Origin of the sequence: Listeria booriae (assembly GCF_000766865.1) — a bacterium.
In the GTDB taxonomy this organism is placed as follows: Bacteria; Bacillota; Bacilli; order Lactobacillales; family Listeriaceae; genus Listeria_A; species Listeria_A booriae.
Genome location: NZ_JNFA01000023.1, coordinates 188,279 through 200,986, shown reverse-complemented (window position 1 = coordinate 200,986; position 12,708 = coordinate 188,279). Strand labels below are relative to the sequence as shown.

The 12,708-nt window shown below is 42.4% G+C and carries 12 protein-coding genes and 1 other annotated feature; all 12 genes read left to right on the top strand.

Translation table 11 applies throughout. The features are described 5' to 3' along the window. The first annotated feature begins 31 nt into the window (after positions 1-31). Positions 32-1,399 (top strand): UDP-N-acetylmuramoyl-L-alanine--D-glutamate ligase, encoded by a 1,368-nt coding sequence (gene murD / locus EP57_RS08900; protein WP_036085912.1) that lies wholly within the window; start codon positions 32-34, stop codon positions 1,397-1,399. Then, complete coding sequence (gene murG / locus EP57_RS08895) at positions 1,396-2,490, top strand: undecaprenyldiphospho-muramoylpentapeptide beta-N-acetylglucosaminyltransferase (RefSeq protein WP_036085911.1); 1,095 nt, start codon at positions 1,396-1,398, stop codon at positions 2,488-2,490. The genes murD and murG overlap by 4 nt, the downstream gene beginning before the upstream one ends. Before the next feature lie 24 nt (positions 2,491-2,514). After that, the gene (locus tag EP57_RS08890) at positions 2,515-3,297 is read left to right on the top strand and encodes a cell division protein FtsQ/DivIB (RefSeq protein WP_036085910.1); all 783 of its coding nucleotides are present in this window, start codon (positions 2,515-2,517) and stop codon (positions 3,295-3,297) included. A 346-nt stretch (positions 3,298-3,643) separates the two neighbouring features. Then, positions 3,644-4,918 carry a cell division protein FtsA gene (gene ftsA / locus EP57_RS08885; RefSeq protein ID WP_036085909.1) on the top strand — a complete coding sequence of 425 codons (1,275 nt, stop codon included), beginning with the start codon at positions 3,644-3,646 and terminating at the stop codon, positions 4,916-4,918. Positions 4,919-4,966: 48 nt separating this feature from the next. Continuing rightward, a complete protein-coding gene (gene ftsZ, locus EP57_RS08880; protein ID WP_036085908.1) occupies positions 4,967-6,121 on the top strand; it encodes a cell division protein FtsZ in 1,155 nt (384 codons plus the stop codon). A gap of 30 nt (positions 6,122-6,151) precedes the next feature. Then, positions 6,152-6,829: a YggS family pyridoxal phosphate-dependent enzyme gene (locus EP57_RS08875; protein WP_036085907.1), complete on the top strand. Its 678-nt coding sequence runs from the start codon at positions 6,152-6,154 to the stop codon at positions 6,827-6,829. A gap of 19 nt (positions 6,830-6,848) precedes the next feature. Continuing rightward, positions 6,849-7,343 carry a cell division protein SepF gene (locus tag EP57_RS08870; protein WP_036085906.1) on the top strand — a complete coding sequence of 165 codons (495 nt, stop codon included), beginning with the start codon at positions 6,849-6,851 and terminating at the stop codon, positions 7,341-7,343. A 14-nt stretch (positions 7,344-7,357) separates the two neighbouring features. Further along, positions 7,358-7,645, top strand: a complete 288-nt coding sequence (locus EP57_RS08865) for a YggT family protein (RefSeq protein ID WP_052167618.1) — start codon at positions 7,358-7,360, stop codon at positions 7,643-7,645. A gap of 132 nt (positions 7,646-7,777) precedes the next feature. After that, on the top strand, positions 7,778-8,554 hold the full coding sequence (locus EP57_RS08860; RefSeq protein ID WP_036085904.1) for a YlmH family RNA-binding protein: 777 nt from the start codon (positions 7,778-7,780) through the stop codon (positions 8,552-8,554). A gap of 143 nt (positions 8,555-8,697) precedes the next feature. Beyond that, entirely contained in the window at positions 8,698-9,234 is a 537-nt protein-coding gene (locus EP57_RS08855) for a DivIVA domain-containing protein (RefSeq protein WP_036085903.1), read from the top strand. After that, positions 9,222-9,468 (top strand) — a binding site (T-box leader). Its footprint overlaps the gene before it by 13 nt. A gap of 93 nt (positions 9,469-9,561) precedes the next feature. Beyond that, positions 9,562-9,837, top strand: a complete 276-nt coding sequence (locus tag EP57_RS08850) for a hypothetical protein (protein WP_036085902.1) — start codon at positions 9,562-9,564, stop codon at positions 9,835-9,837. A gap of 79 nt (positions 9,838-9,916) precedes the next feature. Continuing rightward, positions 9,917-12,676: an isoleucine--tRNA ligase gene (gene ileS / locus EP57_RS08845; RefSeq protein ID WP_036085901.1), complete on the top strand. Its 2,760-nt coding sequence runs from the start codon at positions 9,917-9,919 to the stop codon at positions 12,674-12,676. Positions 12,677-12,708: the final 32 nt, after the last annotated feature.

The following is a 12,708-nucleotide window of genomic DNA, read 5'->3' as shown; positions in this document are numbered from 1 at the left end:
AAATGGGAACTGTAAAACTGGGGGAGTAAAAATGAAAAACATTATTCAATATAAGCATCGCAAAGTACTTGTATTGGGCTTGGCGAGAAGTGGCGTAAGTGCAGCATCTTTGCTACATAAGCTTGGTGCATTCGTTACCGTCAACGATCAAAAGCCATTCAGCGAGAATCCAGAAGCACAAGGCTTATTAGAACAAGGCATTAAAGTCATCTGTGGTTCGCATCCGGTGGAACTTCTAGATGAAGGCTTCGAACTTGTCGTTAAAAATCCCGGCATCCCGTATGACAATCCAATGATTAAAAAAGCACAAGACCTGCTCATCCCGATTATTACAGAAGTCGAGCTTGCTTACCAAATTTCAGACGCACCTATCATTGGCATCACAGGAACGAACGGAAAAACAACAACAACAACCATCGTGCATCATATGTTAAACGAAATGGAACCAAACAAAGCATTGCTAGCCGGAAATATCGGTTTCCCAGGTTCAGAAGTTGCCGAAAAAGCGACTGCCGATCAATATATCGCCATGGAATTATCATCCTTCCAGCTGATGGGAATCCGCACGTTCTGCCCGAAAATCTCGGTCATCACGAACATTTACGAAGCACATATCGATTACCATAAAACGCGCGAAGACTACGTAAAAGCTAAATGGCGCATTCAAGAAAACCAAACGAAAAATGAGTTTCTCGTTATCAATTGGGATCAAGACGAACTGCGCAACATGACAAAACGCACGAAAGCCAAAGTCATCCCATTCTCACCGACGCAGAAATTAGGGGAAGGTGCTTATGTCAAAGACGGCAACATCATGTTTTACGATGAAGTTATCGGCAAGCGCGAAGATATTTTACTTCCTGGTGAGCATAATTTGGAAAACATTTTGGCATCGATTGCCGTTGCGAAAATTTGCGAAGTGAGCAATGAACAAATCATGCACGTCTTAGAAACATTTAAAGGCGTGGAGCACCGGACACAGTTTGTCAAAGAACTAAACGGTCGCAAGTTCTACAATGACTCGAAAGCAACGAACATTTTGGCGACACAAAGCGCACTTAGCGGTTTTAACAAACCAGTCGTACTACTCGCTGGCGGACTGGATCGCGGTATCGAATTCGACGAACTAAAACCATTTTTCAAAAACGTCAAAACATTGATTGTTTTTGGCGAAACAGCAGATAAAGTTGGTCGTGTCGGAAAAGAAGCCGGTGTGGACGTGCATAAAGTTCATGACGTTACAGCAGCAGTTCCACTAGCCTACGAATTATCGGAACCCGGCAACATTATTCTTTTATCACCAGCATGTGCGAGTTGGGATCAATATCGAACGTTCGAAGTTCGCGGTCGCGCCTTTATGGATGCCATCGACGAACTACCAGATGAGGTGGAAAAATGAAATTTATCATAAGCGGAGGCGGCACAGGAGGGCATATTTATCCGGCCCTCGCCTTAATCCGAGCGATCAAAAAACGAGACCCAGAAGCAGAATTCCTCTACATCGGTACTGAAAAAGGGCTGGAGTCAGACCTTGTCCGACGCGAAAACATTCCTTTTGAAGCGATTGAAATCACTGGCTTTAAACGCTCGTTGTCGATGGAAAACATCAAAACGATTACGCGCTTTTTCAAAGGTGTGACGCGAAGTAAAGAACTGATTCGCAACTTTCGACCGGATGCCGTCATTGGTACGGGTGGTTATGTTTGTGGCCCTGTCGTTTACGCCGCGGCGAAGCTGAACATCCCGACTGTCATTCACGAACAAAATAGTGTCGCTGGTTTAACGAATAAGTTTTTAAGCCGTTATGCGGATCGTGTGGCGATTTGTTTTGAAGAAGTAAGTGATTCGTTTGCCGCTGAGAAGATTGTTTTCACCGGTAATCCGCGTGCTTCCGAAGTGATTGGTATCGAATCAGGTGATGTTTTAGCCGAATTTGATTTGGAACCAGGCAAGCCGACCGTTCTTGTTTTTGGTGGTAGTCGTGGTGCTCGTGGGATTAACGAAGCAGTGGAGGCGAACTTGACGAAATTCAGCAAGCGGCCGTATCAATTGCTTTACGTGACTGGCGAAGTGCATTACAACAAAATCAAAGATAAGCTAGCGGACATGAATTTGCACGATAACATTAGCGTCCAGCCTTTCATCTACGACATGCCAAAAGTACTTAATGTCAGCACCTTAGTCGTATCGCGAGCTGGCGCAACATCACTCGCCGAATTTACGGCACTAGGCGTTCCAAGTATCTTAATCCCAAGTCCCTATGTCACGGCGAATCACCAAGAAAAAAATGCCGAATCACTAGCGAAAAAAGAAGCAGCAGTCATCATTTCCGAAGCAACACTCGCACCGCATCTTTTGCTGGATGTGATCGATAGCATCATGGACAATCCAGAGAAACTCGCAAAAATGCAATACGAAGCAAAACAACTCGGCGTCCCAGATGCAGCAGACAAGCTAGTAGACGCTATCCTAGACATCATTCCGAAATAATACAAAAGTGAGGAGGACAAATAAATGGCGAATAAAAAAATAGTATCCATCGAAAGCAGAATCCCAGAACTAAAAAAATATCGCAAAAAGAAGCTCGTTCGCCATATGTCGATTATTATTAGCATCTTTGTTCTTCTCATTTTAATCACGCTGTACTTCCTGTCACCACTCAGTAAAGTACAACGCATCTACGTGGACGGCAACAAACAAGTAGACGAGCAAACTGTGCTAAAAGAAGGCAATCTCAACCAAGACGAATTCGTGTTTGGCTTGCGCAAATCAAAAAGCGCCGACGCACTCGAACAAAACCCGTTAATTAAAAAAGCAACCGTCGAACTAAAAGGTCTAAACACATTACGCGTCCACATCACCGAAAATAAAACCATCGGCTACCAAGAAAAAGACGGCAAATACTACGACGTGCTAGAAACAGGCAAGCTTTTAACAACACAGCCAAAAGAATTCCCAATCGGCAACAATCCTATTTTTAGCAACTTCAAAAACGGAACCGTCCTAAAAGACATGGTGAGCCAACTTATGGACTTACCAGAAGGCGTCTTGCTTTCTATTTCCGAGATTCATTTCGCACCAACCAAAAGCGATGACGAACACATCAAGTTATACATGAATGACGGCAATGAAGTCTCCGCAACAATCAATACCTTCGCGGAAAAAATGTCGCATTACCCGTCCATCGTTGCCCAACTAAAAGCAGACCAAAAAGGCATTATTGATTTGGAAATTGGCTCCTATTTCCGAACCTATCTGAAGGATAAAGAAGAAAAAGCTGCCAGTAAGAAGAATTAAGTGAATATGTGGGAAAAATAACATTCATTCGGGCTGCAAAACCGCAGAACAAGAACGTACATTCCTCTTTTTTAGGCGAAATTGACAAAAATCAAAATATTTGCCGAAAATTATCCTTTGTGCTTTTATTACTAGGTTTCTTGGTGTAGACTGTAACTAGGTATCGTAAGAACAAGTTTACATTTTTATGCAATTTTAACGATTGCTATCTTGTTTGTCTAAAGGGGAATCTTAACTGACAAACGCCATGAATTGAAAACATAAATGACTGATAGATAACTTACTACTGAAATTTTTACAAGTAGACACATAAAAGGTAAAAACAAAATAAAGGAGGTGCCGATAAATGGAAGAAAACGAGATTTACGTAAGCTTAGACATTGGAACATCGTCTGTAAAAGTAATTATTGCCGAGATGGCGAACGACAGACTCAATATTATCGGTGTGGGAAACGTCCTATCACAAGGTGTGAAACGTGGCGTCATTATTGACATTGATAAAACAGTGGATTCTATTAAAAAAGCAATTGAACAAGCAGAACGCATGGTAGGAGTGCATATTTCACAAGTTATTGTTGGAATTGTTTCTAGCCAAGTGCAGTTAGAAGCTTGCCAAGGAATCGTCGCGGTGAGTAGCGAAAATCGTGATATTACCGACGAAGATGTCTGGAATGTGATGGACGCAGCGCAAGTCGTTCCATTGTCGCCAGAACGAGAAATCATTAGTATCATCCCAGAGCAATACGTAGTGGACGGACTAGAAGGAGTAACAGACCCAAGAGGCATGCGAGGTGTGCGCCTTGAAATGGAAGGAACGTTGATTACCGGTTCAAAAACGATCTTACATAATACGCTTCGTTGCGTTGAACGTGCTGGTTTAGAAATTACCGATATCGTACTCCAACCCCTTGCAGAAGGCTCCATTTCATTGACAGAAGACGATAAAGAATTTGGTACAGCGCTCGTTAATATTGGTGCTGGAACGACAACAATTAGTGTTTTTGAACAAGGCAAGTTAACGTATACGACCGTGTTGCCAGTCGGTGGAGATCATGTTACCAAAGATTTATCACTTGGTCTAAACACATCTACAGCAACCGCTGAAAAAGTAAAATTAGAACATGGTTATGCTTTTTATGACGACGCTTCTTCTGATGTCGCATTTGGCATTGATGTCATTGGCAGTGACCAACAACAACATTTCACACAGCTTGAAGTCGCTGATATCGTAGAGGCTCGCATGGAAGAGATTTTCATGTTAACGATAGAAGAATTAAACCGTGTTGGTAAATCACATCTTCCAGGAGGCTACGTGCTAACTGGTGGTTCGATGGCCATTCCTGGCGCGATTGATCTGGCCGGTAAAGTTTTTCAAGCCCATGTAAGGTTGGCGATTCCGGATTATATCGGTGTTCGCGAACCAAGTTTTACAACCGCAGTTGGTTTGATTAAACACGCCTACCAAACCGCCGAAAAAGAAGGCAGAAGCCTAGGCGCGGCTCCAGAAGAACCAATCGCAGAAGACAATTACAATCAGAAGCCAAAACAAAAACCTAAGAAAACAGAAGAAGAAAAAGTATCCACGAAAATGAAAAATTTCTTCGGCGCGTTTTTCGACTAGAAAGCAAGTGTTTTTCGGTAATTAAGGTAAAATTAGGAGGCAAAAAATATGTTAGAGTTTGACACGAGTGCAGAAAGTTTAGCAACGATTAAAGTAATTGGTGTCGGTGGCGGCGGAAACAATGCTGTCAACCGAATGATTGAGCATGGTGTCCAAGGCGTTGATTTTATCGCAGTCAATACGGATGCACAAGCTTTAAATCTATCCAAAGCCGAAGTTCATTTACAAATTGGTACGAAATTAACACGCGGGTTAGGCGCTGGCGCTGTTCCTGAAATCGGTAAAAAAGCCGCTGAGGAAAGCCGCGAAATGATTGAAGAAGCATTAAAAGGTGCCGATATGGTATTCGTTACAGCTGGTATGGGTGGCGGAACTGGTACGGGTGCTGCTCCAGTGATTGCGACAATCGCAAAAGAAATGGGCGCATTAACAGTAGGCGTTGTCACACGTCCATTCGGTTTTGAAGGGCCGAAACGTACGAAACAAGCGGCGATTGGTACAGAAGCGATGAAAGAAGCAGTAGACACATTAATCGTTATTCCAAATGACCGTTTACTACAAATCGTAGACAAAAATACGCCGATGTTAGAAGCATTCCGTGAAGCCGACAATGTTTTACGTCAAGGTGTTCAGGGTATATCTGATTTAATTGCTGTTCCTGGTTTAATCAACTTGGATTTCGCCGATGTGAAAACCATTATGACAAACCGTGGCTCTGCATTGATGGGAATCGGTATTGGTACAGGCGAAAATCGAGCGGCAGACGCTGCTAAAAAAGCGATTTCTTCTCCACTACTAGAAACTTCGATTGACGGCGCGAAAGGCGTTTTGATGAACATTACTGGTGGTTCTAATTTGAGTTTGTATGAAGTACAAGAAGCAGCAGAAATCGTGTCTTCGGCTTCAGATGAAGATGTAAACATGATTTTCGGTTCTGTTATCAATGATGAATTGCAAGACGAGCTAATCGTGACAGTCATCGCAACAGGTTTTGACGAAGCAGCTCAAGCGAAACAAAAAGCGCAACCGCAAAGTCGTCCTAACCCAGCAATCCAAGTGAATCGTCCAGGCTACGCAGTAAAAGAAGATGCAGCACCAGCCCAAGACGAGCAACCAAGCCAAACGCAACACGTTGAAGAACCACGCCAGAACTTAGATGTTGACGTACCAGCGTTCATTCGCAATCGTAACCGTCGCAGCTAAAAAAGACTATTTAAAATTAGGTGATATGAGATGAGCTATAACGACAATTTGCAAAAAATCGAAACAAGGATTGCCAAAGCAGCACAAACAAGTGGGCGCGACAGAAGTGATGTCCATCTTGTTGCCGTAACTAAAACGGTCGATGTGGCGGCAATGGAAAAGCTATATGATTTAGGCGTTCGCCATTTCGGTGAAAATCGTGCCGATGTTTTTACAGAAAAAGTGGCAGCATTGGCGGATAAGACCGACATCGTTTGGCATTATATCGGTTCACTGCAAACACGAAAAGTCCGAGCCATCCTTCCACATATAAGCTTTTTACACTCATTGGATCGCAAATCGCTTGCCGATGAGATTGAAAAACGAGCAACGGAAAAAGTGGCCTGTTTTTTACAAGTCAATATTTCCGAAGAAGAGACAAAGCACGGTTTTAACGCAGAAGAAGCGCTTGCTTTTGTCCAATCACAAAACTATCAACACGTCGAAATTGTTGGATTAATGACGATGGCTCCAAACACCGATGATGAGCAGACTTTACATCACGTTTTTCAAGGATTAAAAGCATTGCAACTAGAAATAGAGAAGCTTGGAATCGCAAACGTTCCGTGTCATGAGTTATCGATGGGAATGACGAACGATTTCGAGATTGCAATAGAAGACGGCGCAACATTTATCAGAGTAGGTAGAGCTTTAGTAGAGGAAAACTAAATGTGGAGGTGTAAATCAGATGGGATTAAAAGATAAATTCAAATCTTACTTTTTCTTAGATGAGGAAGGCGAAGAATATTACGAAGAAGAACAACAGCCAGTTGCAGCAAAACCACAACAGCAATACATTCGTGAAGTTCCCGCTGAGAAAAAGATGAAAAAACCAACAGCTAAAAATTATTTTACAAATCAAAATGATGCGGTAGACGAGCATAAAGTTGTGAGCATGAATGGTGCGCAATTTTCAAGTCAAATGGTATTAGTAGAACCGCGCGTTTACGCAGAAGCACAAGAACTTTCGGATTACTTGAAAGAGTATAAGACAGTCGTTGTGAATTTACAGCGCATTAGTCACGATCAGGCTATTCGTATTGTAGACTTTTTAAGCGGAACAGTGTATGCTTTAGGTGGAGATATCCAACGCATCGGTAATAATATTTTCCTTTGCACACCGGAGAACGTCGAAGTTGATGGCGCGATTTCGGAGATGTTGGAAGAACAAGATTTTATGTAAATGAGGTGTAACACATTTTAGCATATCAGATTGCACATTATGTTTTCGTCGTATTAGATTACTTCCCGTATGTACTGTTCGTTTATATTTTGATGTCATGGTTTCCAGGCGCGTATGAAACAGGATTTGGCCGCTTTTTGTCCAAGATTTGTGAGCCTGTTTTAGCACCGTTCCGGAAAATCATTCCGCCGATTGGTGGAGTGCTTGACTTATCGCCAATCATTGCCTTTTTTGCAATTCGAATGGCGACGTTTGGATTACAGTACTTAGTATATAATTATATACTGCCGATTGTTGTGTAAATAAGGATACCGAAATGAAGCTTATCTGTTTTATCAGGTAGATTTGTCTTCGGTATTTTTTTAGTGGTATTTAAAATGGGGGCCATATTAACGTGGCGCAAGAAATAGTTAACTTAAAGGGAGTAAGGGCTTATGGAAGGAATTTATCAACATTTTAGAGCAGAAGAACATGCGTTTATTGATGTGGCCTTGGAATGGATTGTGCAAGTCGAAGATCAGTATACGCCGCATTTGACTGACTTTATGGACCCGCGTCAACGCTATATTCTAGAGACGGTTGTTGGTGGTTACGAGCATGTAAAAGTGAAATTCTGGGGTGGTGTGAGCCATGCAGAACGCAGACGGGCGCTTATTTACCCTGACTATTATGAGCCGGCCGACGCTGATTTTAATATTACGTTATATGATATTCGCTATCCGGTGAAGTTCACGACGCTAACACATCAGAAAATTTTGGGCACGATGATGTCGCTTGGAATGAAGCGCGATATTTTTGGTGACATTTTGACACAAGGAGAGCTGTGGCAGTTTTTCGTGATGACAGAAATGAAGGACTATGTTAGTTTGCAACTTGATAAAATAGGGAAAGTGAATGTCATGTTGGAAGAAATGCCGCTGACCGATTCGCTACCTGTTCATTTGGACTGGGAATTCGCCAGCACGACGATTACAAGTTTGCGTTTAGACCTTGTCGTAGCAACTGCGCATAACATTTCTCGTCAAAAAGCAAAACAACTCGTGCAAGCGAAGTTAGTGAAAGTGAACTGGAAAACGGTAGAAAATCCAGATTTTGAATGTGAGGAAAAAGATATTATTTCTGCTCGAGGATTTGGTCGCGTGAAACTTGGTGAAATCAACGGACACACGAAAAAAGACAAGATTCGCATTGAAATCGGTCATCTTAAGTAATTTTTATACTTTTAAGACGAAAATACTTGCGAGAAAGTCGGAATTTTATTATAGTAGTAGACAGGTATATATCAAATTTTATGGTATAATAGAAGGGCTAGCCTAGAATTTGCTTAGGCTTTGACCATATGGAGGTGTTGAACATGCCATTATCACCGCTGGATATACATAACAAAGAGTTTAGCCGTGGTTTTAGAGGTTATGAAGAGGACGAGGTGAACGAATTCCTCGATCAGATTATTAAGGATTATGAACAACTCATTAAAGAGAAGAAACGCTTAGAGGAGACACTATCTTCCAGAGATGATCGTCTAGGGCATTTCACAAACATCGAAGAAACACTGAACAAATCACTCATCGTTGCGCAAGAAGCTGCGAACCAAGTGATTGATAATGCAGACAAAGAAGCGAAGTTAATTGTACGTGAAGCAGAGAAAGACGCCGACCGTATTTTAAGCGATTCATTATCGAAAGCACGTAAAATCGCGATTGAAATTGAAGATTTGAAACGCCAATCGAAAGTTTTCCGCGAACGTTTACGCTTGCTAGTAGAAACACAAATGGATTTAATTAAGAGTGATGACTGGCAACAGCTGATGGAATACGAAGTCGACGCGACGGAGTTAAAATCTGCTGACCCAGTGAAAGTAGAAGAAGAACTAAATATCGAGAAGCTATAATAGAGACAAGTACAAGTTCCACCCAAATTCTATTTTTCAAGCGAGCTGTGGTCGGTGTAAGCACAGCAATAGAATGGAACATTAGAAATCACTCTGGAGCTCTTTTTCCGAACAGCCAGAACATGGCCAACTAAGAAACAGCGTACGTCGGCGTTAACGATGGAACGAAGTGGGCAAAGATACAAAATCAATGTCAACAAGGGTGGTACCGCGATAAATAAACTCGTCCCTTTTTTAGGGGATGGGTTTTTTGTTTTGAAAACGAAAAGCTGAACACGCCCGTTTAGCCCTGACAGAAACTGGAGCGGCCGCAGGAAAAGTCCTCTTTTGACTTTTTCGGAGGGCGTGAAGTTTCCGAAGGGCTGGCGTGTGAAGCTGGATCCGGAGGCGCTGAACATGACGTCAAACTCCAAAGGCACAAACATTGTTTTCAGCACAAAGCCTTTAAAAGGAAGGCAGTTTCATTTCATTCAACTGCATATTGAGGTTCTAACTCAGCAAAATACGCTTCGCAAGAACCACAACAAAGCTGGATCCGGAGGCGCCGAACATGACGCTAAACTCCAAAAGCATAAACATTGTTTCTCATCACAAAGCCTTTAAAAGGAAGGCAGTTTCATTTCATTCAAATCAACAAAATACACTTTTCAAAAATATTTAAACAAAAAGGAGACAAAAACCAATGGAATACAAAGATACACTACTCATGCCAAAAACAGAATTCCCGATGCGAGGTAACCTGCCAAACAAAGAACCAGAATGGCAAACAAAATGGGAAGAAATGAACCTTTACGACGAAATTCAACAAAAAAACGCGGACAAACCAACATTTATCCTACACGATGGCCCGCCATACGCAAATGGTGAATTACACATGGGACACGCGATGAACAAAGTCATCAAAGACATCATCGTTCGTCAAAAATCAATGAGCGGTTTCCGTTCCCCATACGTACCTGGCTGGGATACACACGGCTTGCCAATCGAACAAGCATTAGCAAACAAAGGCGTTAAACGTAAAGAAATGTCTGTGGCTGAATTCCGTAAACTTTGTGCAGAATATGCTTACAAACAAGTCGATATCCAACGCGCAGGTTTCAAACGTCTAGGCGTAACTGGCGAATGGGCAAATCCGTACATCACGCTACAACCAGAATACGAAGCAGAACAAATCAAAGTTTTTGGTGAAATGGCGAAAAAAGGCTACATTTACAAAGGTAAAAAACCTGTCTACTGGTCACCATCCAGTGAATCTGCCCTAGCAGAAGCAGAAATCGAATATCAAGATAAGAAATCCGCATCTATCTTTGTTGCTTTTAAAGTAACAGATGGTAAAGGCGTATTAGATACAGATACAAACATCGTTATTTGGACAACCACACCGTGGACAATGCCTGCCAATATGGGTATTACGGTGAATCCAGATTTAGAATACGTAGTCGTTGCTGTCAATGGCGCGAAATACGTTGTAGCAGAAAGCTTGCTAAACAGCTTGCGTGAAACACTAGGCTGGGAAGATGCAGAAGTTATCAAAACCGTTCGTGGTTCTGAACTCGATCGCGTCGTTACGAAACACCCATTCTATGACCGCGATTCTTTAGTAATGAACGGGGAACACGCAACAGCAGATGCTGGAACAGGTGCCGTCCATACAGCTCCTGGACACGGGGAAGACGATTTTCTAATCGGACAGAAGTATAATTTAGAAGTTTTGGCGCCGTTAGATGATCGTGGTGTTTTCACAGAAGAAGCGCCAGGATTTGAAGGTGTATTTTATGATACGGCGAACAAAATGGTAACGGAAAAACTAGAAGAAGTCGGCGCATTGCTAAAAATGGAATTCATTACGCACTCGTATCCACATGATTGGCGTACGAAGAAACCGGTTATTTTCCGTGCTACAGCGCAATGGTTTGCTTCTATTGACAAATTCCGTCAAGAACTGCTAGACGCTGTACAAAAAGTAACTTGGACACCGGCATGGGGCGAAACACGCTTGTTCAACATGGTTCGTGACCGAGGCGACTGGGTTATCTCACGTCAACGTGTGTGGGGCGTTCCGCTACCGATTTTCTATGCAGAGAACGGGGAAGCTATTATCACAGATGAAACGATTCATCACGTATCCGAATTGTTCCGCGAGCATGGTTCAGACGTTTGGTTTGAACGAGAAGCGAAAGATTTATTACCAGAAGGATTTACACATGAAGGTAGTCCAAATGGTGAATTTACAAAAGAAAATGATATTATGGATGTTTGGTTTGATTCAGGAACGAGTCATCAAGCGGTTCTAGAAGCGCGTCCTTACTTGAATCGTCCAGCAGATCTTTACATGGAAGGTTCTGACCAATATCGTGGTTGGTTTAACTCTTCCTTAACGACAAGCGTTGCTATCACTGGCGAATCGCCATATCGTAATGTGTTGAGTCACGGTTTTGCATTAGATGGTGATGGTCGTAAAATGAGTAAATCACTAGGAAATACAATGCTTCCAGGTAAAGTGATTAATCAACTTGGCGCCGATATCGTGCGTTTATGGGTTGCTTCTGTTGATTACCAAGCGGACGTGCGTATCAGTGACAATATTTTGAAACAAGTATCGGAAGTTTACCGTAAAATCCGTAATACGATGCGTTTCTTACTAGGAAACTTGGCAGATTTCACGCCAGCTAATAATGCCGTGGCTTACGAAGATTTACGCGAAGTCGATCAATATTTACTTATTAAATTAGATGAGTTAGTAAAAAATGTTCGTGCGAACTATGATAAATATGAGTTTTCGGCGATTTATCACCAAATCAATAATTTCTGTACGGTAGAACTTAGCCAGTTTTACATGGACTTTGCGAAAGATGTTGTGTATATTGAAGCAGCGGATAGCAAAGATCGTCGTGCGATGCAAACGGTGTTCTATGAAGCTGTTGTGACGCTTACGAAGTTATTAGCACCAATTTTGCCACATACTGCGGACGAAGTTTGGTCGCATCTTGGAAATCAGGCGGAAGCTAGTGTGCATTTGTCGGAAATGCCGGAAGTGAAGCATTACCAAGGCACAGAAGCGATTACAGCAAAATGGGATCAGTTCATGCAAATTCGCGACGTTGTCCAAAAAGCATTGGAAGAAGCGCGTAATGAGAAAATCATCGGTAAATCAATGCTTGCAAAAGTAACATTATTCGCAGATGATGAAGCGAAAGAATTGTTTGATTCACTAGAAGGTGACTTTGCGCAATTATTGATTGTCTCAGACTTTGAATTAGTGGCGGGTCTTGACGCGGCGCCTGAGGGTGCGGTGAAGGATCAGCATGTAGCAGTTGCCGTGACGGTTGCAGAAGGTGAAACGTGTGAACGTTGTCGTGTCGTGAAGAAAGATGTCGGCGTAGATGCTAACCACCCAACCTTGTGTAAACGTTGTGCGGAAATTGTAACGGAAAATTATTAATCGTTGAAACGCGTGAGCATGATGGGAGTATT

Bases quoted from the DNA above. Each gene is read 5' to 3' on its own strand.
- murD (WP_036085912.1), top strand. From the start codon at position 32: ATGAAAAACATTATTCAATATAAGCATCGCAAAGTACTTGTATTGGGC.
- murG (WP_036085911.1), top strand. From the start codon at position 1,396: ATGAAATTTATCATAAGCGGAGGCGGCACAGGAGGGCATATTTATCCG.
- EP57_RS08890 (WP_036085910.1), top strand. From the start codon at position 2,515: ATGGCGAATAAAAAAATAGTATCCATCGAAAGCAGAATCCCAGAACTA.
- ftsA (WP_036085909.1), top strand. From the start codon at position 3,644: ATGGAAGAAAACGAGATTTACGTAAGCTTAGACATTGGAACATCGTCT.
- ftsZ (WP_036085908.1), top strand. From the start codon at position 4,967: ATGTTAGAGTTTGACACGAGTGCAGAAAGTTTAGCAACGATTAAAGTA.
- EP57_RS08875 (WP_036085907.1), top strand. From the start codon at position 6,152: ATGAGCTATAACGACAATTTGCAAAAAATCGAAACAAGGATTGCCAAA.
- EP57_RS08870 (WP_036085906.1), top strand. From the start codon at position 6,849: ATGGGATTAAAAGATAAATTCAAATCTTACTTTTTCTTAGATGAGGAA.
- EP57_RS08860 (WP_036085904.1), top strand. From the start codon at position 7,778: ATGGAAGGAATTTATCAACATTTTAGAGCAGAAGAACATGCGTTTATT.
- EP57_RS08855 (WP_036085903.1), top strand. From the start codon at position 8,698: ATGCCATTATCACCGCTGGATATACATAACAAAGAGTTTAGCCGTGGT.
- ileS (WP_036085901.1), top strand. From the start codon at position 9,917: ATGGAATACAAAGATACACTACTCATGCCAAAAACAGAATTCCCGATG.